23 protein-coding genes and 1 pseudogene are annotated in these 23967 nt (G+C 71.2%); 5 read left to right on the forward strand and 19 right to left on the reverse strand.

Annotation, left to right across the window (positions count from 1 at the left end):
- Positions 1–297: 297 nt before the first annotated feature.
- Positions 298–564: a hypothetical protein gene (locus KWI83_RS13215; protein ID WP_218514545.1), complete on the forward strand. Its 267-nt coding sequence runs from the start codon at positions 298–300 to the stop codon at positions 562–564.
- Positions 561–1007: a hypothetical protein gene (locus KWI83_RS13220; RefSeq protein ID WP_218514546.1), complete on the forward strand. Its 447-nt coding sequence runs from the start codon at positions 561–563 to the stop codon at positions 1005–1007. The genes KWI83_RS13215 and KWI83_RS13220 overlap by 4 nt, the downstream gene beginning before the upstream one ends.
- Positions 1008–1412: 405 nt before the next feature.
- Here the strand turns inward: KWI83_RS13220 and KWI83_RS13225 are convergent, their stop codons facing one another.
- Positions 1413–2750 carry a ferric reductase-like transmembrane domain-containing protein gene (locus KWI83_RS13225; RefSeq protein ID WP_218514547.1) on the reverse strand — a complete coding sequence of 446 codons (1338 nt, stop codon included), beginning with the start codon at positions 2748–2750 and terminating at the stop codon, positions 1413–1415.
- A gap of 312 nt (positions 2751–3062) precedes the next feature.
- On the opposite strand from KWI83_RS13225, the pseudogene KWI83_RS13230 reads away from it, so the two are divergent.
- Together KWI83_RS13230 and KWI83_RS13235 are read left to right on the forward strand one after the other, a co-directional pair.
- Positions 3063–3275, forward strand: a pseudogene (locus KWI83_RS13230) (Uma2 family endonuclease); the annotation flags it as partial.
- 167 nt (positions 3276–3442) lie between these two features.
- Positions 3443–3964: a hypothetical protein gene (locus KWI83_RS13235; protein ID WP_218514548.1), complete on the forward strand. Its 522-nt coding sequence runs from the start codon at positions 3443–3445 to the stop codon at positions 3962–3964.
- Positions 3965–4294: 330 nt separating this feature from the next.
- Here the strand turns inward: KWI83_RS13235 and KWI83_RS13240 are convergent, their stop codons facing one another.
- The 18 genes from KWI83_RS13240 to KWI83_RS13325 form a co-directional block, all read right to left on the reverse strand.
- Entirely contained in the window at positions 4295–5128 is an 834-nt protein-coding gene (locus KWI83_RS13240) for a cytochrome c oxidase assembly protein (protein WP_218514549.1), read from the reverse strand.
- Entirely contained in the window at positions 5128–5688 is a 561-nt protein-coding gene (locus KWI83_RS13245) for a DUF2243 domain-containing protein (protein WP_218514550.1), read from the reverse strand. Before KWI83_RS13245 ends, KWI83_RS13240 begins: the two co-directional genes overlap by 1 nt.
- Positions 5689–5788: 100 nt before the next feature.
- A complete protein-coding gene (locus KWI83_RS40260; protein WP_218514551.1) occupies positions 5789–6268 on the reverse strand; it encodes a DUF3995 domain-containing protein in 480 nt (159 codons plus the stop codon).
- A 95-nt stretch (positions 6269–6363) separates the two neighbouring features.
- On the reverse strand, positions 6364–6747 hold the full coding sequence (locus KWI83_RS13255) for a hypothetical protein (protein WP_218514552.1): 384 nt from the start codon (positions 6745–6747) through the stop codon (positions 6364–6366).
- A 252-nt stretch (positions 6748–6999) separates the two neighbouring features.
- A complete protein-coding gene (locus KWI83_RS13260) occupies positions 7000–8322 on the reverse strand; it encodes a hypothetical protein (RefSeq protein ID WP_218514553.1) in 1323 nt (440 codons plus the stop codon).
- 272 nt (positions 8323–8594) lie between these two features.
- Entirely contained in the window at positions 8595–9878 is a 1284-nt protein-coding gene (locus tag KWI83_RS13265; protein WP_218514554.1) for an MFS transporter, read from the reverse strand.
- The gene (locus KWI83_RS13270) at positions 9878–11170 is read right to left on the reverse strand and encodes an ATP-grasp domain-containing protein (protein ID WP_218514555.1); all 1293 of its coding nucleotides are present in this window, start codon (positions 11168–11170) and stop codon (positions 9878–9880) included. Before KWI83_RS13270 ends, KWI83_RS13265 begins: the two co-directional genes overlap by 1 nt.
- Positions 11167–12426 carry an ATP-grasp domain-containing protein gene (locus KWI83_RS13275; RefSeq protein ID WP_218514556.1) on the reverse strand — a complete coding sequence of 420 codons (1260 nt, stop codon included), beginning with the start codon at positions 12424–12426 and terminating at the stop codon, positions 11167–11169. Before KWI83_RS13275 ends, KWI83_RS13270 begins: the two co-directional genes overlap by 4 nt.
- Before the next feature lie 22 nt (positions 12427–12448).
- Positions 12449–13297 carry an aldo/keto reductase gene (locus KWI83_RS13280; RefSeq protein ID WP_218514557.1) on the reverse strand — a complete coding sequence of 283 codons (849 nt, stop codon included), beginning with the start codon at positions 13295–13297 and terminating at the stop codon, positions 12449–12451.
- Positions 13294–14304 carry a quinone oxidoreductase gene (locus KWI83_RS13285; RefSeq protein ID WP_218514558.1) on the reverse strand — a complete coding sequence of 337 codons (1011 nt, stop codon included), beginning with the start codon at positions 14302–14304 and terminating at the stop codon, positions 13294–13296. The genes KWI83_RS13280 and KWI83_RS13285 overlap by 4 nt, the downstream gene beginning before the upstream one ends.
- A complete protein-coding gene (ilvE, locus tag KWI83_RS13290; protein ID WP_218514559.1) occupies positions 14301–15269 on the reverse strand; it encodes a branched-chain-amino-acid transaminase in 969 nt (322 codons plus the stop codon). The genes KWI83_RS13285 and ilvE overlap by 4 nt, the downstream gene beginning before the upstream one ends.
- Entirely contained in the window at positions 15266–15949 is a 684-nt protein-coding gene (locus KWI83_RS13295) for an HAD family phosphatase (RefSeq protein WP_218514560.1), read from the reverse strand. The genes ilvE and KWI83_RS13295 overlap by 4 nt, the downstream gene beginning before the upstream one ends.
- Positions 15946–17277, reverse strand: a complete 1332-nt coding sequence (locus tag KWI83_RS13300) for a D-arabinono-1,4-lactone oxidase (RefSeq protein ID WP_308122045.1) — start codon at positions 17275–17277, stop codon at positions 15946–15948. The genes KWI83_RS13295 and KWI83_RS13300 overlap by 4 nt, the downstream gene beginning before the upstream one ends.
- 35 nt (positions 17278–17312) lie before the next feature.
- On the reverse strand, positions 17313–18191 hold the full coding sequence (gene rfbD, locus KWI83_RS13305; RefSeq protein ID WP_218514561.1) for a dTDP-4-dehydrorhamnose reductase: 879 nt from the start codon (positions 18189–18191) through the stop codon (positions 17313–17315).
- Positions 18191–18865, reverse strand: coding sequence for an RraA family protein (locus KWI83_RS13310; protein WP_218514562.1), 675 nt, complete (start codon positions 18863–18865; stop codon positions 18191–18193). The genes rfbD and KWI83_RS13310 overlap by 1 nt, the downstream gene beginning before the upstream one ends.
- Positions 18866–18889: 24 nt before the next feature.
- Complete coding sequence (locus KWI83_RS13315) at positions 18890–20806, reverse strand: transketolase C-terminal domain-containing protein (RefSeq protein WP_218514563.1); 1917 nt, start codon at positions 20804–20806, stop codon at positions 18890–18892.
- A gap of 59 nt (positions 20807–20865) precedes the next feature.
- The gene (locus tag KWI83_RS13320) at positions 20866–21675 is read right to left on the reverse strand and encodes an SDR family oxidoreductase (RefSeq protein WP_218514564.1); all 810 of its coding nucleotides are present in this window, start codon (positions 21673–21675) and stop codon (positions 20866–20868) included.
- Positions 21676–21678: 3 nt separating this feature from the next.
- Entirely contained in the window at positions 21679–22761 is a 1083-nt protein-coding gene (locus KWI83_RS13325; protein WP_218514565.1) for an N-acetylneuraminate synthase family protein, read from the reverse strand.
- Between the two features lie 227 nt (positions 22762–22988).
- Here KWI83_RS13325 and KWI83_RS39970 point away from each other — a divergent pair, with 227 nt between their 5' ends.
- A complete protein-coding gene (locus KWI83_RS39970; RefSeq protein ID WP_218514566.1) occupies positions 22989–23963 on the forward strand; it encodes a LuxR C-terminal-related transcriptional regulator in 975 nt (324 codons plus the stop codon).
- Positions 23964–23967 lie beyond the last annotated feature (4 nt).

Here is a 23967-nt window from a genome sequence, read left to right on the forward strand (position 1 = left end):
AACAAACACCTCTCCATAGTTCTCACGTGCCTCAGGGAAAACTCCTAAAGCGGGTGTCGCAGATTCGAATCCTGCCGGGGGCACAGACCTAAGCCGCGGGTCAGGGAAGTGTTAGGCCCCCCTTTCAGTTCGAACGGAGGGGCTTTTCCGCGCCCGGAGTCCACGAAGAGTCCACAGCCCCATGCTCCCTGGATGCGCCTCTCGCAGACCTGCGCGGTATCCGTCGGAAGGCGGCTGGGCAGGCGATCTCCCCGGGAAGGCCAGGCTACGCCGGAGAAGACCTGGCATACTTGAAGTATGGCAACCCGGAAGATCACCATCACCGTGCCGGAAGAGCTGGTGGAATCGATCAAGGAACGCGTCGACGCGCGCGGGGTGTCCGGTTACATCGCCGCCGCCGCCGCTCACCAGGACGCCATGGACCGACTGCGCGAGCTTGCCGAACGCCTCGAAGAAGAGCACGGCGCCGTGACGGACGACGAGCAGCAAGCAGCGCTGGACCGCATCGCCGCCATTGACAACTGGCATGACGAGCAGCGATCGCGTCCGGACGAGGCCACGTGAGCCGTACCACCCGAGCGAAGCTGCACCGGCCGCGACAGCGCGTCTTCGTGTTCGGCTCCGAGGCTCTCTCCAAAGCGGTTCAGGGCGACCGGGAGATGGCCGCGCTGATCAAGACGGCTCCGCGGCTCGACATCCCGATCGTCACCTCGGCGCTCGCGACCTTGGAGGCATGGGACCCTCGCGAAGCGGCCAGGCAGGCATTGTGGAACTGGACGCTGTCCCGGGTCCGCGTCGTGCACACGGACGACCAGGTGATCGCCATGGCGCGCGACATGCTGAGGGCAGCGGGCCTGCACGGTCACAAGTACGCCATCGACGCCGTTCTGGCAGCCGTGGCCGGACGAGAAGCCGCGCAGGGCGCCCAGGCGACCGTCTTCACCTCCGACACCGACGACATGAACCAGCTCCTCGCGGGACACTCCGTGCGAGTCGAGAAGGTCTGACGAGACGCCGCCCGTACCTCACTCCCACCACTCGCCGACTCGACTGAGCAACCTGTGCCCTCGTCGGACAGCATCCACCGGCGCATATCCAGCCCACACGGGAACGGAAAGCACCGCGAAGACGTGAGAACTGCGGAGCAGTGTTTCCCCAGGCCAGGAACGCTGCAGTCCATATTTCCGCAGGCCACAGCCCCGCCAAGAGAAAACTCCTGAAGGGGTGTCGCAGGTTCGAATCCTGCCGGGGGCACCCACGCGTTGCGTCGCTGACCTGGGGTTTCTTCCCCCGGGAGGCGCTCTATTCGGCCTCGGGCTCCTCGTCCGGGGCCGTTTTTCGTGAGCAACGGGTACTGCTCGGCCTGTAGCCGGTCTGTATGCGCAGGTCTGGACGTCGGTCCCCTTCCCCGGTCAGGCCAGACCGAACTTCTCGGCGTGCACCTGCCGCGCGGGAACCCGCAGGTCTCGTAGGCCGGAGAGCACGGCCCCGGTCATGGCGGGCGGGCCGCAGACGTACACGTCGCGTTCGGCGATGTCGGGGACCAGATGGTGCAGGCTCTCCGGGCTGAATGGCGGTGGGGCACCGTGCTCGCCGGTCCTGCCGGTGAGCAGGTGCAGCCGTCCGCCCCGGAGCGCGACCAGCTGGCGCACCTCGTTCAGCAGCACGGCGTCGGCCTCGCTGCGCACCCGGTACAGCACGACGACGTCGCCGGTCGCCTGCTCCTCCAGCATGGCCCGCACGGGCGTGATCCCCACGCCGCCCGCGATCAGCAGGACGCCGGGCCGGGTCCGGTGCAGCGAGGTGAACGCCCCGTACGGCCCCTCCACGAAGGCGCGGCTGCCGACCGGGACGTTCCGGAGGCCGGCACTGGCGCTGCCCGCCGCCTTCGCCGTGAGGCGCAGCCCCTGTCCGCCCGGCGCTGCCGACAGGGAGAAGGGGTTGGCCAGCCACCAGTGGTTGTGCCCGGGGAACCGCCAGATGCAGAACTGGCCCGCGCGGGCGGGAAACTTGTCGAGGTGCCGGCCGGTGACGTACACGGAGACCACGTTGTCCGACTCCGGCACCACGGCCGTGACGCGGAACCGGTGGTAGGCGTTGCGCCACAGCGGCATGGCGGCACGCCCCGTCAGCAGTGCGCCGAAGGCGAACAGCCACAGGATCCACCAGTAGGCCGTGGCCAAGGCGGAGGACGTGAACGTCGTGGTCTCCTGCAACTGATGGACGAACGACAGGCCCAGGGCCACGTAGAGCAGCAGGTGCAGGCCGTGCCAGACCTCGTACCGCAGCCGCCGCCGCAGGGGCCGGGTGGAGATCACGGCGATCACGACGATGACGGCCGCGGCAAGCATGCCCAGCAGGGAGGCCGGCACCCCGCTCAGTGCGACGAACGTCTTCCCCATGGACGTGTCGTCGAGTGTCGCGTAGCCGAGCACCACCAGCGTGGCGTGGGTGAGCACGGTCCACAGCAGCGAGAAACCGACCCAGCGGTGCCACACCGTGAGCCGGTCCATCCCGATACGGCGGTCCAGCCAGGGCAGCCGGGCCACTAGCAGCAGTTGGAACAGCATCAGCAGGGCCGCGTGCAGTCCGAAGAACTTGGCGACCGTGAGCACCCCGTTCTTGCCCGAACCGGCACTGACGAACAGCGCCTCGACAACCACCAGGTTGGCGATGACGAATGTCCACATCGCCCAGCGCGCCGCGTCCACCGGAAGCACACTGCTGCCCCGCACCGTGCCACTCGCCATGTCCATGCTTTCCTCACATCCCCCGTGGCCGCTGCACTCGCGGCCCATATGCACTGACCCATGAAGATCGAGCAATTGGTCCGGACGCGCACCTCAATCGGATACGCATACGGAGCGTGGGCCCGATCCGTTCACGCCAGAACCGTCGAATCCGACCACCGTTCCGTCGGTGCGTCCTGCGGAGCAGGGTTCCGCAATGGTTCGCGTCGCGGGGTGGTGCAGCTCTCGACGGTGTGGCCGGCGCCGCGAACGTCAGCAGTACGCTGAATCCGGCGGGATCGGGCCCGCGGCACGGTGTCCGGGAGGTGCTTCATGACGGCCGAGATGGTGGCTCCGGCGTGGATGCATGAGCAGATCACGGCGGAGGAGTACGAGTCCTGGTCCGAGGAGCAGTGCCACGGTATCGAGATCGTGGACGGCATGGTCGTCGTGACTCCGGGTGCGTCCAAGCGGCACAACCGGCTGGCCCGGATTCCGGCGAACGCCCTGGATGCCGCCGCGGGCACGGAATGGAACGCCGACACGGCCCGGCGCGGTACGACGGCAGGCCCACTTGGTAAGGAAGCCAGGCGAGGGTGAGGGCGAACTGGATTCCGTGACGGTCGAGGTGGCACCATCAGGGTCGCCGGACACCCGCGAGTCCGAGTCCGTGTCCTCGGGCCCGTCTGTCCTCAAGCCGGTGCAGGAGGCCGATGCAAAGGCCACGGGCGGGACGCGAAGAGGCGGAGCCGACGACCCACAGCAGCAACTCCTCGAAGGACGTGTCCATGCGGCTGGCCCTGAAGACGTCGGACCCTGTGCGAACCCGGTCCCTGCGCAGGGTACTCATCACACTTCTGGTTGCCGCTGTCGCCGCCGCCCTGGCTATCGGCGGCATCGCGGTGGCCAACGCGGTGAACCAGCCGGAGCTCCGGATACGCGGCATCCCCAGCAGCGGCGTGCTGAACGCCGCCGCGCTCTCCGAGGCCACGCTCACGGTGGACGTGGTCGATCGCAACGGCGACGAGGCGCTGGGCAATGAGGCGCTGCGCAGTGTCGAGGTCAGGCTGAACGGCGAGATCGTCCCCACCCTGTGGGTCGGAGGCCACAGGGTGCTCGACGTGGGGGCGTTGCGGGACGGGGAGTACGAGCTGACGGTGACCGCCGACCCGGGCCTGCTCTCGGCGGAGATCAGTCTCAGTCGCCGCTTCATCGTGGACACCACCCAGCCCTGACCTCAAGGTCCCAGACGCGTGCTGAACTCGTCCACGAGCACGTCCGCGCCGCCGCCCCTGCAGTCGGAGAGGGAAACAGCTCGCTGGCTCCCCCGGGTAACCCAACACTGCGCCTTGCGCGGGACGATCGCCCACGGGCGCGTCCGCGGCCTCCTGTTCGAGCTGGGGGAGGACGCTGGTGTAGGTGTCGGCGGTGAGCTTGTACGAGGAGTGCCCGAGGGTTCCGGAGCGGAGACGGCCGCCGCGGCAGGTGCCGGACGAGACGGTCCGAGGTCACACGACTCCAGAGCGGCAACCGCGTGAGGGCCGGACGGTCGCAGCGTTCGGGCCTCACGCGGGAGCGGCGCCGTGGGCAGGTGAGCCGTCCGGTGAAGGGCGGGCGTGGTGCTGCGGGCGCCAGGTCGCGACGAGGGCTGCGGCGAGGAGCAGTTCGGCGATGTCGCCGCCGTAGTACATGATCTCCGCACCGCCCTGGACTTCGGGTACGGGGGCGTGGATGTCGACCCAGAAGCCGCCGTACATCAGTTGTGAGATCACCGCATGGGCGGCGATGGCCACGCCGAGCCAGACCAGACGGGCGCGGACGCCGGGCCGGACAGGCGCGGGGTCGGGCCCGGCGATCACGTGGGCGAACAGGCACCCCGACAGCAGAAAGTGCAGGTGCAGCAGCCAGTGCCCGCCCGGGTGGGCCATGGCCGCGTTGTAGAGCGGGGTGAAGTAGACAACCGCGAGGCTGCCGGTGGACAGCAGCAGGCTGACGGCCGGACGGGCGAACAACCGCGCGGGGCGGCTGTGGACCACGGCGGTGAGCCGACGAGCGCGGGCGGCGGGCAGCGTGCGCAGCAGCAGAGTGACCGGCGCGCCGAGCACCAGGGCGAGCGGGGCGTACATGCCGATCAGCAGGTGCTGGACCATGTGCCCGCGGAAATCGGCGTGCGCGAAGGGCGCGACCGGCGGCAGAAGTGCCGTGGCCAGCAGGACCAGCCCGGTGAGGAAGGCCGCGGTGCGCCAGTTGCTCCAGCCCCGCACCGGGTTGCGGAGCCGAGCCCGGTGGGCCAGGCACAGATACGTACCGGCGCACACCAGCGCGGCGAGCGCGGGCACCAGTATCTCCGGCACACTGCTGCCCGGGTCATGGCCGGGAATGGGGTGGTCGTGCTCCATCAGGCGGTCCGCCGTGCCTGTCGGCCGGCGGGAGTCTCGGGGTCGAAGGACTGTCCGCCGCGCTGCAGCAGCCAGCCCCCGGCCACCAGCAGCGCGCCCAGCAGCAGGAAGCCCAAATCCCACCAGATCTGGCCGTCACCGGCGTAGACGTGGTGGATGCCCAGGACGTGGTGGTCCAGGACGCCCTCGACGAGGTTGAACAGCCCCCAGCCGACCAGGACCCAGCCCCACAGCACCCTGGAGCTCCACACGCGGCGCCGGTTGTGGGTGACCCGGGAGTACAGGATGGCGAGCCCGGTCAGCACAGCGAGCCAGCACACCACGTGGAAGATGCCGTCCCACACGGTGTTCATCTCCAACCCCGACACCGTGTTGGGGTTGTAGTACTTCACCCCGATACGGTCGTCGTTGGTGCTGGTGAGCATGTGATGCCACTGCAGAAGCTGGTGCAGGAGAATGCCGTCGACGAACCCGCCGAGCCCCACCCCCAGCACGATCCCCGGCAACTGGAGTCCGGCCGGAACCGTACCCGCCCCGGTCTCGCCCGCGGTGGTCGCCATCGCCCTGCCTCCGTCCCGTCAGCACCGGTGTTCGCGTCTTTCGGCTGTGCGGGTTTCCCGCCGGGGGGCCGTACTGAGGCGCGGCACAGCCCGTTCCTTGTCACGGTCTACCAGCTCCCCGGCCACACTGCGGCCACACTTTCGGCCGTTTGGCGGCGCTCGTCCCGTCTCTCGGCGAACCGACGGCCGGAGCCGCCGATGAGCGTCTGGGCCGGCCCATCGCGGGAGCGGTCCTGCTGGTGAACAGCCTCTGGTTGGCTTGGCGCCGCCTCGCCAGGCTCCGGAAACCGACCCGCCCGTCGTAGCGACGCCACGCAACCGTCACCTGGTCAGTGAATGACTGCGCCCTTGCCGAAGCCGCGCGCTGCCAGTTGCTGTTCGGCCACCAGCGCCCATGCGCACCGCGCCGCCGAAGCCCGAGTGCCACCGCGGCGCCGACCAGGCACAGGAGGCCGACTCCCCAGAGGCCTCCGGCTACGAACCAGGCCGGTCGCTCGGACACGAGACGCTCACCGGACGAGACATCCAGCCCCACTTGCCCGCCGAGGGCCCAGAAGAAATGCAAACCAGCGAAAGCCACCGCCCAACCGGCAGCAAGGTACCCGAAGCGGAGACGAGGACGGGGCGCCCGTGGCGGACTGGGTTGCCGATGTGGGGTTGCAGGGAGGTGGCCGGTTATTCGTCCCGCCTGGGGCTGAACTTCAAGATGACCCTCTCGTCGTCCGGCCGGTCGAAGTCGACATGGATGTCGCCGGTCTGGACTGTTCCGGTGCCGCCCACCCAGCCCCTCAGCGGCGAGGGTTGGTCGTCGGTCGCCGAGAACTCGACTCTGTCGTCTGTGATGCGGTCCACCGTGAACGTCTCGGAGATGAACTTGGGGGCGAACCGGATCGTGTCTCCATCCCTGACTTCCACCTCACAGGTGCGGTCCAGGCACGCATCCAGGTCCCGCCCGTCCCGGGCCTCCTTGCGTGTCGGGGACGGCGTGGGGGTCGGAGACGGCGTGGCCGGTGAGGAGGGGGACGCCGAGCGCTGTCCCTTGCCCGCCGTCGGCGTCACGGCACTCCCCGATGCGTCGCTGTCACCGCCACCGCAGGCCGTGACCATAAACGCGAGGACCGGCCCGAGCGCCCAGAGCGCGCGGGACCTCGCGGGAGCCGTCCGACCTCCTGCGGCCTGCGCTTTGTCCATGCGTGTCTTCCCCCTCGGTAGGTTCAACCGATTCCGGTCCGGCAGCGATGCGGCCAACGGCTCGCTGATGAGGGCATCCTGGTGCAGGACGCCCGGGACCGGTCCCGGGCAACCACCCGGTCACGTCGGGGCGAGGAACGGTCCGGAGGTGCGGCACGCGGGGTTGGCGCCCATGCCGACGACGGCGCTGTCTCCGTACGGCAAGGCGCGGATGTGCGAACCCGCGTATCCACCGGGGGTGAGGAAGACGTCCCAGGCGGCCATCCAGTCCTCGACGCGGCCCGTGCGAGGACTGACGACGGGTTCCCGGCGCGGCACCACCCGCTCCTGGGCGACGAAGCCGTGGCCGGCGCACGAGTCGAGGACGCGGGCCCAGTCCCGGTCGCCGAGTTCCCAGCCGGCGTGGATGCCGGTTCCGGCGAAGTCCCCACGCGGCTTGACGATCAGCTGCTCCCGGTGCTCGCGGCAGTGCTCGACGAGGGCGGGGGTGAGCTCACGGGTCCACGGCAGCACCCGGTCCACCAGGTCCCGCTCCGCCATCGTGAAGGCGTCCCGGCTCCGTTCGTCCGACAGCAGCGCCAGGCAGCCCTTGTTGGCGTACAGGGAGCTCTGGAAGGTGGTGAACAGCACCACCCTGCCCTCCTCGTGCGCACGCAGGATCGGCTCGACGGCCTCCTCGGCACCGGGGGTACGGGCGATCTGGGCCGGGGAGAAGTAGCGCAGCACCACGTCGAGGGGGGCGCCGTCGAGGTGCAGTCGGCCGTCCTTCTCACCGACCTGGCCCACCTCGCCGATGCGCAGGTCGATCCCGAGGCCGCGCATCATCTCCTGGAAGGAGCGCACCAGATGGAGGTACGGGGCCAGGCCGCCGTCCCCTTCGACCAGGGCCACGACGGGGTCCGCCCCACCGGTCAGCGGGGCCGCGGCGGCACGCAGGGCGTCGGCGATGCGTTCCCCGGTGTGCACATAGCTCAGCCGGTGTTCCTCGGCGAAGGCGCGGAAGGCCGGAACGCCGAGCAGCGCCCGCTGGATCTCGGCCCGGTCGGCGCCGCCCAGTTCGCTGCCCACGTTGAACTCCAGCAGCTTGAAGGACGTGCCGTCGTGGTAGATGTCGGCGCGGCCGTAGGGGACGGGTTCCGCGTCCGCGAAGCGGCGCATCAGGGCGGCCTGCCGGGGCGGTATCCCGAGGGCGTCGCAGTACGCGCCGAGGTCGCCGTCGAAGAGTCGCGTGGGGAGTTGGGTGAGCAGGTCGAAGACCGACCGGATGTCGTCGGCGAAGGCGCGCATCCGGGTCTCGTCGATGAAGAACGGACGCGGTAGCAGCCGGTGGCCGCAGGACTCGTGGAACAGCGGCGGGAACTGGGCGTCGGCCATGGCGTGCAGCAGGTCCGTGTTCCCGTTCAGGCACTGCTCGTTGTAGGCCGTGGTCACCTGGTCCGTCATGGGTTGGTCCTCTGTTGTCGGGGTTCGCCGCGTCTTCTGTTCTCGGGGTACGCCGCGTCTTCTGTTCCCGGGGTACGCCGCGTCTTCTGTTCCCGGGCGTTCGCCGGGCTACTGTTCCCGGGCGTTCACCGCGCCTTCTGTACCCGGGCGCTCGCCGGGCTACTGTTCCCGGGCGTTCACCGCGTCATCTGTTCCCGGGCATTCACCGCGCCTTCTGTTCCCGGGCATTCACCGCGTCATCTGTTCCCGGGCATTCACCGCGTCTTCGCGGGCTATTGGGAGGGCAGTTCGCGCATGGTCCGCAGGGGTGAGAAGAACACCGGCAGCCACGCGACCGACAGGGTCACGGCGCCTGTCCACAGGGCGGCGCGTACGGAGGCGTACTCGCCGATGACCGCGGCGAGTCCGGCTCCGATCGCCAGCGCTCCGGTGAACAGGAAGCGCATGGTGGCGTTCATCCGGCCCAGCAGCGCGTCGGGGGTGACGCGCTGGCGGAAGCTGACCATCAGCACGTTGTCGACGCCCATGCGGAACGTGACCAGCAGCCAGCATCCGGCGGCCACCCACAGCCACACCCCGCGGTCCAGGACGAACGGCACGGCGAGGGCGAACGGGGCAGTGGACAGGCCGAAGATCCACGGAACGCGGCCCGCGCCCAGCCACTCCCCCGTCCGACGGGCCGCGAACGCCCCCAGGAAGACACCGACTCCGCCGACGGACAGGAACACGCCGATCGTCCACACCGGCAGGTGCAGTTCGTCGCGGAACAGCACCGGGATCATGGTCGTGATGGTGAAGACGGACAGGTTGGTGACGGCCCCGGCCAGCGCCACCGGCCGCAGCACGGCATGGCCGAACACGAACCGGACGCCTTCGGCGACCTCCGCCGCGAGGCTCTTGCGCCGGTCCCTGGGCGGCTTCTCCTGTGGTGCGCGGATGCGGGTCAGGCAGAGCGCGGACCACAGGAAGCCCAGCGCGTTGGCGAGCACGGCGACCGGGGCGGTGAGCGCCGCGACCAGGAAGCCGCCGCCGCCCCGGCCGCCGACCTGGAGTGCCGCGTCCCAGCCGTTCAGCTGGGCGTTCGCCTGAATCAGCCGGTCCCGGCCGACGAGCTGGGGCAGGCAGCTCTGGGCGGCCACGTCGAAGAGCACGGTGGCGCAGCCGGACAGCAGGACCACGGCGTAGAGCTGCTCGATGGTGAGGACGTCCAGCCAGGCGGCGACCGGTACGAAGGCGAGCAGCGCGGTCCGCGCCAGGTCGGTGACGATCATGACGTGGCGGTAGCGCATCCGGTCCACCCAGGCTCCGGCCGGCAGCCCGATGAGGAGGAAGGCGGCGGTGGACAGCATGCCGAGCAGGCCGACCTGCCCGGGGGAGGCGTCCAGGGCCTCGATGGCCACCAGCGGCAGCGCGATGTAGCCGATGTGCGTGCCGACCTTGCTGACCACGGCGCCCGCGAACAGCATCCGGAAGTCGTGGTCGCGCAGGAGGGAACCGGTCTCGGCGGCGCCGCGCGGCGCGGTGCCCTTGCCGTCGGTCGTCCGCGGCTCGGCCATCAGGCGCCGTCCCCGGTGCGCGGGGCGGGCATCGTGCGGAAGCGGAGGATCTCGTCGACCTCGGCGCAGCGGCGTGCCGCGTCCGCCGTGTCCTTGCCGGTGGCGATGACGTATCCCATCGCCCGGTCCCATCCGGCCCGGATCGCGGGCACCGTGTCGCCGACGTTCATCTGCAGCATGACGCCCGTGTCGGCGCCCGAGAGTTCCACCAGCCCCGGGACGCCGGGCAGTTTGGCACCGACCGGCGCCTGCCGCACCACCACTCCGGACTCCGTCAGCCGCTCGATCCCGTCGAATCCGGTGATCACGCCCGGTTCGGGGGCGAAGAAGCGGATGTGTCCGGCGCCGACCGGCTCGGGCGCCCGCTCGGGCAGCTTCTCGATGCCCAGCGGGACGGACAGGAACAGCCGGGAGAAGTCCAGTCCGTAGGCGCGGCGCAGGATGGAGGGGGTGCCGCCGCCGCCCATGCGGCTGTGCGACTCCAGCATTCTCGGGCCGTCCGCCGTGAGGATGAACTCGGTGTGGGTGGGGCCTTCCCACAGGCCGACCTCGGTGAGCAGGGCAACGGTCTGGCGGTGGAGTTCGTCCGTCCACTCGGAGCCGTACGCGCCGGGTATGGAGTGCTCCATCTCGACGAGGTGCTCGTCGAGCACCGACGTCATCAGGGCCACGGGAAGGTGGCGGCCCTCGGCGGAGAACGCCTCGACGCTGATCACCGGGCCGTCGAGGTACTCCTCGGCCAGCGCCCTGCGGTACCCGGCGGCGGCGAGCTGCTCCCACGCGTCCGCCGCGGCTGCCTCGTCGTCGAGGATGTGCACGTCGGCGCTGGCGGTGCCGTCGACGGGCTTGACGACGATCCGGCCGCCGACGGCGCGCAGGAACGAGGTGAGGGACCGGGCGCTGTCGACGACCTGGTACCGGACCGGGCTGACCCCGGCGCGGGCCAGTGCCTCCCGGGTGAGCACCTTGTCGTACAGGGCGCGTACCGCGGAGACGCTGTTGCCCGGCAGGCCGAGTTGCTCCACGACGACGGCGGTCGGGACGGCTCCGGCCTCGCTGGTGGTCAGCACCCGCTCGAAGGGGCGTTCCTCGTGCAGCGGGCGGATCGCCTCCAGCAGCGATCCGGCGTCGGACAGCTCCGCGTGCACGATGCGCTCGCAGTAGTCGTGGAGCATCTCCTCGTACATGCCGGGCGCGTGGACGAGTACGACGTCCAGGTCGAGGTCGAGGGCGGACATCACCGAGTGCGAGTGGCCGCCGACGACGGCCACCCGGCGCCTGGTGCTGGTCATTCGGTCTCCAGTCGCAGGGTGGCGGTCATGTGCCGGAACGTGGCGTCGAGTTCGTCCTCGCTGTCCACGGTGAAGATGAGGTGCCCGTGGCCCTGGAACGTCCGCGGTGGTACGAGCAGCTGCTCGCCGGGGCTCCGGTAGATCTGCACCTCGTCCACCCGAGGGTCGGCGCGCACCTCGTCCAGGCCGGTGACCGTGGTGAGGGTGCCCGCCCGGTCGGGGAAGATGTTCCAGAAGCCGACGGGAGTAGGCCGCTCGGCCGGTTCGACACGGGGCGCGCGCCCGCGGGCGATGTCCAGCACCGCCTCGACCATGTCGACGCCGGTGGAGAGCAGCACGGACCGGTAGATGGGGCCGCCGCCCATCCGGGCCGCGGCCTCCAGCACCACGGGTTCGGTGTCACCACGCAGCCGGAACTCGACATGCGTGGCACCGGTGGTGATGCCCAGCGCCCGGTGCACGGCGACGGTGGCCTCCTCGACCGCCCGCACCGTCTTCTCCGGCAGCCGGGTGGGGGTGCAGGCGTACACCTCCTCGAAGGTGGGGCCGGTGGGCAGCGGCTTGTCGTGGATGGCCAGGGTGTGCGTGACGCTGTCGTGGACCAGCGACTCGACGCAGATCTCCGCGCCGGGCACGAACTCCTCCAGCAGCAGCCCGCCGTCGTACTCCTGGTGCGCGGAGCGGTGCAGCGGATCGTAGGTGAAGCCGTCCCAGGCTCCCTTGAGGAAGCCGTCGAAGTGTTCGGCGAGCTCGTCCTCGTTGTCCACACTGCGCACGAACATGCTGCCGGTGCCGAGGACCGGCTTCATCACCAGCGGAAAGCCGGTGTGCCGGGCCACCTCGCGGGCCTCGTCGAGGGACCGGGCGATGCCGTGGCGCGGCTGCGGCACGCCGCCGGCGGCGAACGCCTCGCGCATCGCCCACTTGTCGCGGGCCAGCCGGGCGGTGCGCTCGCTCACCGAGACCAGCCCGAACTCGGCCGCCACCCGTGCGGCCGAGGGCACGGGGGCCTCGGCGAAGGTGACCACCGCCGAGAACGGTTCGCTCTCCTCCGCTGCGAGGGCCTGCACCGCGGCGAGCGTCTCCTCGATGCTGCTGGTGTCCGCGATGACGACCCGGTCGACGTACTCCGCTTCCCACTCGGGGTCCTTCATCACCAGCAGCAGGCGTTCGCCGTGGTCGTGGGCGTACTGCCGGGCCCGCGCCAGATGACGGCGGCGGCTGAGGTTCTTCTTGTGGAGGACGAGGATGCTCATGGTGGTGGTCTCTGCCTTCCGTTCAGGCGAGTTGGGACAGCCGCGTGAACTGGTCGTCGGTGAGCTCGATGTCGGCGGCCCGCATGTTCTCTTCCAGGTGGGCGATCGAGGAGGTGCCGGGGATCGGGATGACCACGGGTGAGCGGCGCAGCAGCCAGGCGAGGGCCACCTGGGCGGGCGTGGCGCCGAGTTCCCGGGCGATGCCGGCCACCGGGCTGCCGGGGCCGGCGTGCTCGCCGCGCGCGATGGGGAGCCACGGGATGAAGGCGATGTTCTCCCGGGTGCAGTGGTCGAGCACCGCTTCGTGGGAGCGGTCGGTCAGATTGAACAGGTTCTGGACGCTCACCACGTCGAAGTAGGTGCGGGCTTCCTCGATCTGCTCGACGGTGACCTCGGACAGGCCGAGGTGGCGGACCTTGCCCTCCTGCTGGAGCTGGGCCAGGGCGCCGAACTGGTCGGCGGTCGGCACCTGCGGGTCGATCCGGTGCAGCTGGTACAGGTCGATGCGCTCCACGCGCAGCCGGCGCAGGCTCAGCTCGCACTGCTGGCGCAGGTACTCGGGGCGGCCGAGCGGCTTCCACTCCCGCGGGGACGGGCGGCTCTGGCCCGCCTTGGTGGCGATGACGACGTTCTCCGGGTAGGGGTGGAGGGCTTCGGCGAGCTGCTCCTCGTTGGTTCCGGGGCCGTAGGCGTCCGCGGTGTCGATGAAGTCGACGCCGAGTTCGACGGCGCGGCGGGCGACCTTGAGCGCTCCCTCGGGGTCCGCGGGCAGGCCCCAGTTCAGCTCGCCGGTGAGCCGCATGGCACCGAAGCCGAGACGGTGGACGGTGAGGTCGCCGCCGAGGGTGAAGGTGGCGGGCTGCTTGGTCATGCTGGGTCTCCGATCGTGGTGCTGGGGGTGAGCAGAAGTTTTCCGGTCGAGGCGCGGCTCTCCAGAACCCGATGAGCCTGCCCTGCCGCCTCCAGGGGAAAACTGCCGCCGATGTGGACGTCGAGTCGGCCGTCCGCGACGAGGCCGAAGACCTCGGCGGCGCGGCGCGCGAGTTCCTCGGTGGTGGCGATGTGGTGGTCGAGGTTGGGCCGGGTGACGAACACGGATCCCGCGGTGTTGAGCCGCTGGAGGTCGACGGGGGGCACCCGCCCCCCGGCCTGGCCGAAGAGCGCGAGGGTGCCGCGCGTCCGCAGCGACGCCAGGCTCGCGTCGAAGGTGGGAGCACCGACGCCGTCGTACACCGCGGCCACCCCTTCGCCGCCGGTCAGCTCCCGCACCGCCGCGGCGACATCGACGGCGTCCGCGCCGGTGCACAGCACCTGCCAGGCGCCGGCCGCGCGGGCGGTCTTCTCCTTCTCCGGCGCCGAGACGGTGCCGATCACCCGTCCGCCGCGCAGCCGCACCAGCTGGGTGAGCAGCAGGCCCATGCCGCCGGCCGCCGCGTGCACCAGCACGGTGTCGCCGGGCCGCACGCGGTGGGTGTCGTGCGTGAGGTAGTGGGCCGTCATGCCCTGCAGCAGGACCGCGGCCGCGGTCCGGGAGCCGAGGCCGGCCGGGACGGGGACGGCCCGGTGCGCCGGGACCACCGCGAGTTCGGCGTATCCGCCCGGCTGGTTGGCCCAGGCGACCCGGTCGCCGACCCGGTGCCGGACGGCGTCGCCGGGCGCCGTCGGGCCGGTGGCGATGACGACGCCCGCCGCTTCGGCGCCGGGAACGAAGGGCAGCGGGCCGGGATAGGCGCCCGACCGGCGGTAGACGTCGATGAAGTTCACCCCCGCCGCCTCGACCGCGACCAGCAGCTCTCCCGCGCCCGGCCGCGGATCCGCCACGTCCTCGGTGCGCAGCACGTCCGCGGTGCCGAACTCCCGGACCAGCACGGCCCTCATGACAGCGGGACCTCCGTGATCCACTGCGGGTGGCGGTCGTCCTCGCCGCGCACCAGGCGTCCGTACGCCCGGGACAGCGCACGGGTCACCGGACCGGGGGTGCCGTCCCGCACGGTCAGACCGTCGATGGTGGTGACGGGAAGCACCTCCCACGCCGTGCCCATGAAGAAGATCTCGTCGGCGAGATACAGCTCGGTGCGGTCCACCTCCCGCTCCTCGACCGGGATGCCGAGGTCGCGCAGCAGGACCAGCGCGGTGTCCCGGGTGATGCCGGGCAGGACGCCGCTGGTGAGGGAGGGGGTGACGGCGACGCCGTCGCGCACCAGGGCGAGGCAGGCCCCCGCGCCCTCGCTGACCTTGTGCCGCTCGTTGAGCATGACCGGCCAGTCGTGGCCGTTCTCCCTGGCCTCCATCAACGCGAGTCGGCCGTTGTGGTAGTTGGAGAACGCCTTGGCGCGCGGCGGCGCCGAGTGCTCGCCCACCCGCAGCCAGGAGCTGACGGCGGCCCGGCAGCCGCGTTCGGTGTCCAGCGCGCTGCGGAACGGCCAGGAATCGATGATCACCTCGCAGACCGCGCCGGACGGGACCATCTGCTCCCTGATGATGCCGCGGGGGAAGGCCCACGGCCGCAGATAGGTGTCCTCCCGGTAGCCGTTGAGGGTGAGGAGGTCCACCACGGCCCGGTGCAGTTCGTCGGCCGGATGCGGCAGCGACAGGCGGCACAGCCGGGCCGAGTCGGCGAGCCGGCGCAGATGGTCGTCGAGCCGGAAGACCAGCAGCCGCTCGCCGTCGGCGGCGAGGTAGGCCTTGACGCCCTCGAAGACGGCGGCGACCGAGGCGTGGCCGACGGCGTTGACATGGACGGCGGCCTGCTCCCAGGGCACGAGGTCGCCGGAGCGCCAGAGCCATTCCGGGTGCCCGGCCTGCGGGCTGGCCAGGGTCTCCAGTGCGGATGCGGTGGTCATACGACGGGTGTCCCTTCGGTGCGGAAGCCGTCCGCCGCCAGGTCGTAGTGGGTCAGGGAGGGCAGTACGGCGTCGGCGTGACCGAGTTCGGCCGCGTCGCCGACCGCGTTGGGCACCGCGAGGCAGCGGACGCCGGCGGCGCGGGCGGCCCGTACCCCGATCGCCGAGTCCTCGAAGGCGACGGCGTGTGCGGGGGCGCAGTCGAGGACGCGGAGCGCCAGTTCGTACAGGTCGGGATGGGGCTTGTGGCGTGCCGCCAGGTCGCCGGTCACCAGGGCGGCGAAACGGTCACGTACGCCGAGGCGCTGCAGGTGGTGCGCCACCCAGGCGTGCGGCGCGCTGGAGACCACCGCGGCCTGCACTCCCCGCGCCCGTGCCGCGTCGAGCAGTTCGCGCACGCCGGGGCGCAGCGGCTGGCTGTCGCACAGCTGCCGCTTGCGCTCCTTGCGGTCGGCCACCAGGGTCGCGGCCCGCGTGCCGCCGACGCGGGCCGCGAGGTCATCGGCGGCGAGCCGTTCGCCGTCGGCGCGGCCCACCATGGAGTGCCACAGGCTCTCGGGGAACCGCAGGCCGCACGCGGCGTAGATCTCCCGCCATGCGCGGTGGCCCGCGCTCTCCGTGTCGCAGATCAGGCCGTCGAAGTCCAGCAGCACGGCGCGGGGCCGCACGGCGGCGGTCACCGCGCCACACCGGTCAGGGCCGGGGCCGTCACCGGGCCGAGTACCTTCTGCACGTACTCGTTCGAGAAGACCCCGAGCGGGTCCAGTTCCGCCCGTACGCGCTGGAAGTCCTGCCAGCGCGGGTAGCGGGGCGCGAGCAGCTCGGCCGTGGCGGTGTGCGCCTTGCCCCAGTGCGGACGGGCCTCGTGTTCGCGCAGGACGCACTCCGCGGCGCGCAGGATCTCGATCTGGTCGGCGGTGCGGGGCACGGTGAGATTGACGTAGCCGGTCGCCCGCCCGTACGCGGGAGAGAGCGGGACGTCGTCGCCCGCGCCGACCCGTACCAGGACCGAGTACGGGGAGTAGGTGCCCAGCCGGCGCAGCACGGGCCGCAGGCCGCGCAGGGCGTCGGCCGTGCGCTCCAGGGGCAGCGCGTGTTCCATGGCCAGGAACCGCACCGGCTGCGGGAAGGTGAACACCCGGTGGCTCGCGTCCGTGTACGTGCTGTCGGGCCACAGGCCGCCCAGCCGCCGGGTGAGCCAGGGCACCGCCGCGGCACCGGCCGCCTTGGCGACCTGGCCGGTGAGACCGCACCGCACCTCGTCGAGGGTGGCGGCGTAACGGCGCAGCGGAGCGCGCGGCGTGGCGGCCTGCGTGGTGCGGTCGACCGAGCGGAGCGTGACACGGTCGGTCCACGGCAGCCAGTTGAGGCTCGGATGCTCGCTCTGTGCCGCCCAGTCGGTGAAGCGTTCCAGCAGCGCGTCCAGCGGCTCGTCGCTCAGCCGCAGCCGGAGGTTGAACTGCGGGACGCAGCGCAGGGTGACGGTGCTCAGGACGCCGAGGGTGCCCAGCGCGGTCCGTACCGCGCCCCACAGGTCCGGGTCGCCGTCCGGGCCGATGTCGCGGACCGCGCCGTCGGCGGTGACCAGGCGGACCCGGGCCACCTGCCCGGACAGCGGCGGGTGGGCCAGCCCGGTGCCGTGGTTGCCGGTGGACAGGGCGCCCGCCACGGTCTGCTCGCCGAGGGTGCCGATGTTCTCCAGGGCGAGGCCCGCGCGGTCCAGCTCCTCGCACAGCGCCGCGATGCGGGTGCCCGCGCGGACCGTGACGTGACCGGCGGCGCGGTCCACGGCGATGACACCGGAGTACGAGGTGAGGTCGAGCAGCACACCGGGAGTCGTCGCCAGGCGGTTGAACGAGTGGCCGGTCCCCACCGCCCGCACCGTCAGTCCGCTGCCGGCGGCCGCCCGCACCGCCTGCACGATCTCATCCTCACTCGTGGGGCGGACCAGCTGCGCGGGAGCGCAGCCGACCGTGCCGGACCAGGTACGCCAAGTGGATCGCAGCACTGTTTTCCCTTCGTTGTTGACGGTCCGTCGGCTGGTCAGTGCCGCGCGCAGAACCGCTGGAGCGCGTCCCGCCAGTGCGGCAGCGACAGCCCCAGGCCCGCCAGCCGCTCGGTGCACAGCGAGGAGTCGCGCGGCCTGCCGCCGACGAAGCCGCACTCCGCCATGGCGAGCGGCTTCGGCTCGGGCACGTCGGGGCGCAGCTCGTGCAGGGCCAGTCCGACGTCGTACCAACTGGCCGTGCCGGCGTTGGCGACGTGGAGGGTGCCGCTGACCGGCTCGGGGCGGGTCAGCAGGAACACCAGCGCCCGGGCCAGGTCGGCGGTGTACGTCGGCAGGCTGTACTGGTCCGCGACCAGGGCGGCCGGGCGCCCCTCGGCGGCCTGCCGCAGCGCCGCCAGCACCACGTCCACCCGTTCGTCCGCCCCGCCGAAGAGCCAGGACGTGCGCACGGACAGCGCCCGCTCGCCCAGTACGGCGCAGATACGCTCACCGGCCAGCTTGGTCGCCCCGTACACGCTCAGCGGACTGGGCAGGTCGGTCTCCCGGTAGCCGCCCTCCGGAGGCGCCGTCCCGTCGAAGACGTAGTCGCTGGAGAGGTACACCAGCCGGCTGCCGGTGCGGCGGCACGCCTCGGCCACGTTGCGCACGCCCGCGACATTGACGCGCAGCGCCCGCGCGGGGTCGCGTTCGCAGTCGTCGACGACGGCGTGTGCGGCGGTGTGGACCACGACGTCGGGGCGGAAGGACTCGATGGACCGGGTGACCGCCCCGGCGTCCGCGATGTCGAAGTCGGCGCGCGAGACGCCGTGCGTCCGCCAGGTGCCGGTCACCGGGTCGGCGGCCAGGGCGGCGGTGAGGGCGGTGCCCAGCATGCCGTCCGCACCGGTCAGGTACAGCCGGGTGGCGGCGCCCATCACAGGTGCCCGAACTCTTCGAGCAGTTCCAGCACGGTCGCCCCCGAGGAGATCTTCTCCCGGATGGTGCGCTCCTTGCCGATGTTGAGGCGGGTGCCCTCCAGCACGTCCTCGGCGAGCGCGGGCGGAACCACGGCGATGCCGTTCTCGTCGGCGACAAGGATGTCCCCGGGGTTGATCACCTGACCGCCCACCACGACGGGCACGTTGACCTGGACCGGCTCGGTGCGGTCGTGCACGGCGGTGGGTGAGGGCCGCGGAACGGTGGACCGGTACCACAGCGGGAAGTCGAGGTCGCGGATCTCGTCGACGTCGCGCACCGCGCCGTCGACGATGCCCGCGCCGATCCCGGCCTTGAGGGACAGCGTGGACATCAGCCCGCCCCACATGGCGGTGAGCGGGGTTCCGTGGCAGGCGACGACAATGATGTCGCCGGGCTGGGCCCGGGCCAGTACCGGCATGCAGTCGACGAGGTCGTCGATGGACAGGTTGACGGTGAGCGCCGGGCCGACGACCTTGTGCTCCGGCTTCACGGTGAGGAAGCCGCCGATCGCTCCGACCCGTCGGCGCGCGTCCGTCACCAGGCAGCTGGGGCTGTACTCGTTCAGGACCTCGCGAAAGGCGTCCACCAGCTGCTGCGGGGGCCGTACGAGATCGTTGTAGACCGTTTCCATCGGTGGGTTCTCCTGTTCGGGATGTCAGTGGGGTGCGGCGGCGGTGCGGAGTGCCTCGGCCAGTGCGGGGGCGTCCAGGCCGTGTGCCGCGAGCGCCTCCGCCTCGGTGCCGCAGCGCGGCACCTCGGTGAGGCCGATGCCGCGGAAGCGGGGAGCCGCGTCGAGTCCCAGCTCCACCAGGGCACGGGCGAGGGTGTCGGCCTGCCCGCCCTGCGTGTAGTGGTTCTCGACCACCGTCAGCGTCTCGGCCCCGGCCGCGAGGTCCGCGAGCCATTCGGGATCGACGCGGTTGAGCCAGGGCAACTCGACGACGGTCACCTCGATGCCGTCGGCCGCCAGCAGGTCCGCCGCCCGCAGCAGTCCCGCGAGGACGACGGGGCCGGATCCCACGGCTACCGTGGGGCCGCCCGCCCGCACCACACGGCCGCGGCCGACCCGGAGCCGTGCCGCCGGGAGTGCGTCCACCTCGCTGGGTACGGGCGCGCTGACGAGCCGCAGGTAGACGCTCTCCTCGGCGGTGGCGCAGAACTCCACGGCGGCGCGCACCCCGGACGCGTTGGCCGGTTCCAGCACCAGCAGGCCCGGTACGGCGCCGAGCGCGCTGACGTCGCGTACCGCCTGGTGGGAGTGGCCCGGTGCGGCCGGGAGCAGGCCGGCGAGGGAGCCGGTGTAGATCGCCCTGCGTCCCTCGGTGGCGTTGTTGTAGATCTGCTCGTTGGGCCGGGAGTGCAGGAAGCAGGAGAAGGAGTGGACGAACGGCAGCCGCCCGCCGGCGGCGAGGCCGCCCGCCGCGGACACCATGTCCTGTTCCGCGATGCCGCATTCGAAGAACCGGTCGGGGAACTCCTCGGAGAACGGGATGAGTCCGGTGTCGAGCACCAGGTCCGCGTCGAGTGCCACGATCCGCTCGTCCCGGCGGGCCAGTTCCACCAGCGCGTGGCCGTACACCTGAGGCAGACGCTCGGCGGCCACGGCGGCGGCCGGGACCGGGTCGGGCACCGCCTGCGCCACCCGCAGCGGCTCCAGACCGTGCCGGGACAGTATCTCCGCGGCGGTGGCGGCGAGTTCGGCGTACGCCGAGCGGTAGTCGTCCGCGGACGGGGCACCGCTGTGGTAGCGGTACATCCACTCGCCGTCCCGCAGGGAGGTGGTGGCCGCGAACGTGTCGCAGCCGGCGCCCTTGACCGTGTCGGCGATGATGACGGCCGGCTGGTCGGGGAAGCTCTCGGCGCGCTTGCGGAAGGCGGCCTCCAGCTCCAGGGGGTCGTGGCCGTCGCAGCGCAGCGCACCCCAGCCGAAGGCGCGGAACTTCGCCTCCAGGTCGCCGAGGTCGCTGACATCGGCCACCCAGGTGTCGGACTGGATCTTGTTGTGGTCCACGACGACGGTCAGTTCCCGCATCCGGTGCCGGACCGCCCCCGCGAGCGCCTCCCAGTTCTGGCCCTCCTGGAGTTCGCCGTCACCGGTCATGACGTAGACGCGGCGCGCCCGCCCGGCCAGCCGGTCGGCGAGGACGAGTCCCTTGGCCTTGGAGATGCCCATGCCCAGCGAGCCGGTGTTGAACGGCATGTGCGGGGTGTGCACATCGGGGTGTCCGGGCAGCCCGTCGATGCGGCGCAGCCCGTGCAGGAGGTCCTCGGGCAGCGCTCCGAGACCGATCAGCGCCGCGTACAGGCCCGGAGCGTCATGGCCCTTGGAGGAGAAGTAGACGTCGCCGTCGGTCTCGAAGGGCCGCCGCATCTCGTGCAGGTACAGATGGGTGACGATGTCCGCGGCGCTGAAGCTGGAGCCCAGGTGTCCCGATCCGGCTCGCTTGATCATGTAGAGGGTGTTGACGCGGCTGAGGGTGCTCACGGCCCGTGAGCGGTCGTACGGATCGGGGATCTGCTCCCGTACGCGGGCGAACTCGGCCGCCGGCACCCAGTGCAGGGTGGTGGTCATGGTTGACTCCGTGGTCGTGGTTGACTCCGTGGTCGTGGTTGACTCCGTGGTCGTGGTGGTCACCAGCACACGAATCCGCCGTCGACGAGGAGTTCGGTCCCCGTGACGTACCGGCTCATGTCGGACGCGAGGAACAGCAGCGGCCCGACGAGGTCGTCCTCGGTGGCCATGCGCCCCAGCGGGACCCGGGCGACGAACTTCTCCCGGAACCGCGGGTCCTGGCCGCCCAGCACACCCCCGGGCGAGAGCGTGTTCACCCGGACCCCGGACGGCCCCCAGAAGGCGGCCAGATACCGGGTCAGGGCGGCGACCCCCGCCTTCGACATGCCGTAGGCGGGCGGTTTGAGAAAGGGCGGGTCCAGCTCGATGTGGTCGTAGAAGCGGGGGTCCGGCGCCACGGTGCCGTACAGGGATCCGATGTTGATCACGGATCCGCTGCCCCGCCGGGCCATCTCGGTGCCGAACACCTGGCAGGTCCGCAGCACCCCCACCGCGTTGACGTCGAGGACGGTGCACGAGAGTTCCTCGGGGATGTCCTCGAAGAGCCAGCTGCCCGCGTCGGCGGACGGCGGCTGGTCGATGCCCGCGTTGTTGACGAGGACGCCGGGCGGGCCCAGGCGGTCCAGGCAGGCGCCCAGCGCGTCCTGGAGGCTGGGCCGGTCGGTCACGTCCCCGTAGTGGAAGACGAACCGACCGGCCGCGCCCTGCGTGCACTCGCCGAACTCCGCGAGCGCGACGTCGTCGGGTTTGACCCTGTCCAGCCCGAAGACGTCCGCGCCCGCGCGCAGGAGCGCCCTGGTCCACACCCTGCCGAGCCGGCCGCCGACACCGGTGACCACAGCGGTGCTGCCGGTCAGGCCGGACAGCACGGGTCAGCCCGCCTGTCGGGTGCCGACGCCCGTGGCGGCCCTGGCCAGCAGCTCCGGCGCGAAGGCGCCGTCCGCCGGCAGGGGCTCGCGCAGGGTCGCGCCCAGCACCTCGTCGAGCCGGTACGGCTTCATGCCGTCGCCGGGCGACTTGGCGATGACGTCCTCTGCCGTGACCGTGTGACCGGCCGGCAGGTCCCGCACCGCCACGAGCTTCTTGCCCATCTTGCGCACGGCCGCCGCCTCGCGCTCGCCGCACACCTTCTCCGGTGAGCCCAGCGTCCGGCGGGTGCGGGCCAGGGACGCGGTGAGGTCGGCCAGCAGCGGCGGGTCCAGGGAGAAGTGGTGGTCGCTGCCGGGACGGGACTGGTCGAGGGTGAAGTGCTTCTCGATCACGCGTGCGCCCACCGTGTACGCCAGGCAGCTGGCCTCGTTGCCCAGGTCGTGGCCGGAGAAGCCGATGACCACGTCCGGGAACTCCCGCCGGTACGTCTCGATCACCGACAGGTTGAGGTCCTCGGGGCCGGCCGGATAGACCGCGGTGCACTGGAGCAGCGCCAGCCGGTCGTTGACCGGCAGGATCGTGTCGACCGCCCGCCGCACCTCGTCCATCGTGGCTCCGCCGGTGCTGACGACGAGGGCCTTGCCGGTCTTGGCGGCATAGCCGAGGAGCGGGGTGTTGGTCACGTCCGCGGAGGCGATTTTGATCGCCGGGACATCGATCTCCATCAGGAAGTCCACCGACGGCATGTCGAAAGCCGTGGAGAAGAAGTCGATGCCGAGTTCCCGGGCCAGCTTCGCCAGGTGGACATACTCGTCACGGCCGAACTCCAGGAACTCCCGGTGTTCGCCGTAGGTGGCACCGAAGCTGTTCCGGCCCACATACGGCTGGTGGTACATCTCCCGGGTGAACAGGACCTTGTTGTCCCGCTTCTGCAGCTTCGCGGCCGACGCACCGGCCGCCGCGGCCTGCCGGAAAAGCTCCTCCGCTTTTTCCAGGCTGCCTTCGTGATTGTGGCCGATCTCAGCGATGACATACGCCTCGGTATCGTCGGCGATACGTCGGTTCGATATTTCGAGTTCGCGCATACCTGTGCCGTCTTCCTTCCAGTTCCGGATTACTCGACGACATTTCCCGGGCCCAAGGCAATCCTGCCATCGGTGAGACGCTTTCAGAAGGAATATCGGGCGTCATAGCGCTGTCCTAAGATGGCCAGTCCACAAGTGGACTTGGACGGAACAGGAGCATGACGACACCAAACCCACCAAAACCGGCAGAATTGGATGACGCCTGCAGATCCGCGTACACCCACGCGGTGCGCCAGGGCGTCTTCGTCGAAGGCGACATCGCCGAGCGGCTCTCCTGCGGCACCGACGAGGTGGCACGCATCAGGGACGTGCTGCAGCAACTTCGTCTCCTGGCCCCCTGTCAGGAGGGGCCGCCCGTCCCCGTCAGCCCGGACCTGGCCGAGGCCGAGCTCTCCGCCCTGCTGGAGAGCGGCATCCTGGAGCGCCGGCAGCAGCTGGCCCGCATACACCGTCAGATGCGGTCCCTCGCACCGCTCTACCGCGAGCACCAGCAACCGATCCCGACCTCCCGGGCCGTGCGGCTGATCGAGAACCCGGCCGAGGTGCGGCGCGAACTCGCCGCGGCCGCCCGCAACTGCTCCCGCGAGGCGTTCACCGTGCAACCGGGCGGCGGCCGCAACGCCCGCACCCTCAACGAGGCGGTGGTACGCGACACCGCCATGCTGGAGCGGGGGGTGAAGATGCGGATCCTCTATCAGCACACCGCGCGAGCCAACCTGGCCACCCGCACCTATGTCCGCAAGGTCTCCGCGCTGGGGGCCGAGGTGCGCACGGCCGAGGAGGTCTACGAGCGGCTCATCATCTTCGACCGCTCGGTCGCCTTCGTGCCGCAGGAGCGGCAGGGCAGCCAGCCCCCGGGAGCCGCGATCGTCACGGACGAGACCACCGTCGGCTACCTGTGGCGCATCCACGACAAGATGTGGGACTCCGCTCGGCCGTACGACGCCTCCGACGTCGAGTACGCCAGCACCTCGGAGGAGATCAAGTCCTCCATCCTGCGGCTGATGGCCACCGGTCTGAAGGACGACGTCATCGCCCGCAAACTCGGCATGGCGACCCGGACCTGCCGTCGCTACATGGCGGGCATCATGGACGAACTGGGCGCGACCAGCCGCTTCCAGGCGGGTGCGCTCGCCGCGGCCCAGGGCCTGGTCACACCGGACCCCCAGGATTCGACGGGGGGCGCGCAATCCTCCGACTGACACC

This window comes from Streptomyces sp. TRM70350 (genome assembly GCF_019219825.1).
Taxonomy (GTDB): Bacteria; Actinomycetota; Actinomycetes; order Streptomycetales; family Streptomycetaceae; genus Streptomyces.

Excerpts from the sequence above, each read along its gene's own strand:
- KWI83_RS13235 (WP_218514548.1), top strand. The coding sequence starts at position 3,443 with ATGCAAAGGCCACGGGCGGGACGCGAAGAGGCGGAGCCGACGACCCAC.
- KWI83_RS13260 (WP_218514553.1), bottom strand. The coding sequence starts at position 8,322 with ATGACGGACCAGGTGACCACGGCCTACAACGAGCAGTGCCTGAACGGG.
- KWI83_RS13270 (WP_218514555.1), bottom strand. The coding sequence starts at position 11,170 with ATGACCAGCACCAGGCGCCGGGTGGCCGTCGTCGGCGGCCACTCGCAC.
- KWI83_RS13280 (WP_218514557.1), bottom strand. The coding sequence starts at position 13,297 with ATGACCAAGCAGCCCGCCACCTTCACCCTCGGCGGCGACCTCACCGTC.
- ilvE (WP_218514559.1), bottom strand. The coding sequence starts at position 15,269 with ATGACCACCGCATCCGCACTGGAGACCCTGGCCAGCCCGCAGGCCGGG.
- KWI83_RS13275 (WP_218514556.1), bottom strand. The coding sequence starts at position 12,426 with ATGAGCATCCTCGTCCTCCACAAGAAGAACCTCAGCCGCCGCCGTCAT.
- KWI83_RS13325 (WP_218514565.1), bottom strand. The coding sequence starts at position 22,761 with ATGCGCGAACTCGAAATATCGAACCGACGTATCGCCGACGATACCGAG.
- KWI83_RS13215 (WP_218514545.1), top strand. The coding sequence starts at position 298 with ATGGCAACCCGGAAGATCACCATCACCGTGCCGGAAGAGCTGGTGGAA.
- KWI83_RS13225 (WP_218514547.1), bottom strand. The coding sequence starts at position 2,750 with ATGGCGAGTGGCACGGTGCGGGGCAGCAGTGTGCTTCCGGTGGACGCG.
- KWI83_RS13265 (WP_218514554.1), bottom strand. The coding sequence starts at position 9,878 with ATGGCCGAGCCGCGGACGACCGACGGCAAGGGCACCGCGCCGCGCGGC.
- rfbD (WP_218514561.1), bottom strand. The coding sequence starts at position 18,191 with ATGGGCGCCGCCACCCGGCTGTACCTGACCGGTGCGGACGGCATGCTG.
- KWI83_RS13245 (WP_218514550.1), bottom strand. The coding sequence starts at position 5,688 with ATGGCGACCACCGCGGGCGAGACCGGGGCGGGTACGGTTCCGGCCGGA.
- KWI83_RS13310 (WP_218514562.1), bottom strand. The coding sequence starts at position 18,865 with ATGGAAACGGTCTACAACGATCTCGTACGGCCCCCGCAGCAGCTGGTG.
- KWI83_RS13285 (WP_218514558.1), bottom strand. The coding sequence starts at position 14,304 with ATGAGGGCCGTGCTGGTCCGGGAGTTCGGCACCGCGGACGTGCTGCGC.
- KWI83_RS13315 (WP_218514563.1), bottom strand. The coding sequence starts at position 20,806 with ATGACCACCACCCTGCACTGGGTGCCGGCGGCCGAGTTCGCCCGCGTA.
- KWI83_RS13240 (WP_218514549.1), bottom strand. The coding sequence starts at position 5,128 with ATGGAGCACGACCACCCCATTCCCGGCCATGACCCGGGCAGCAGTGTG.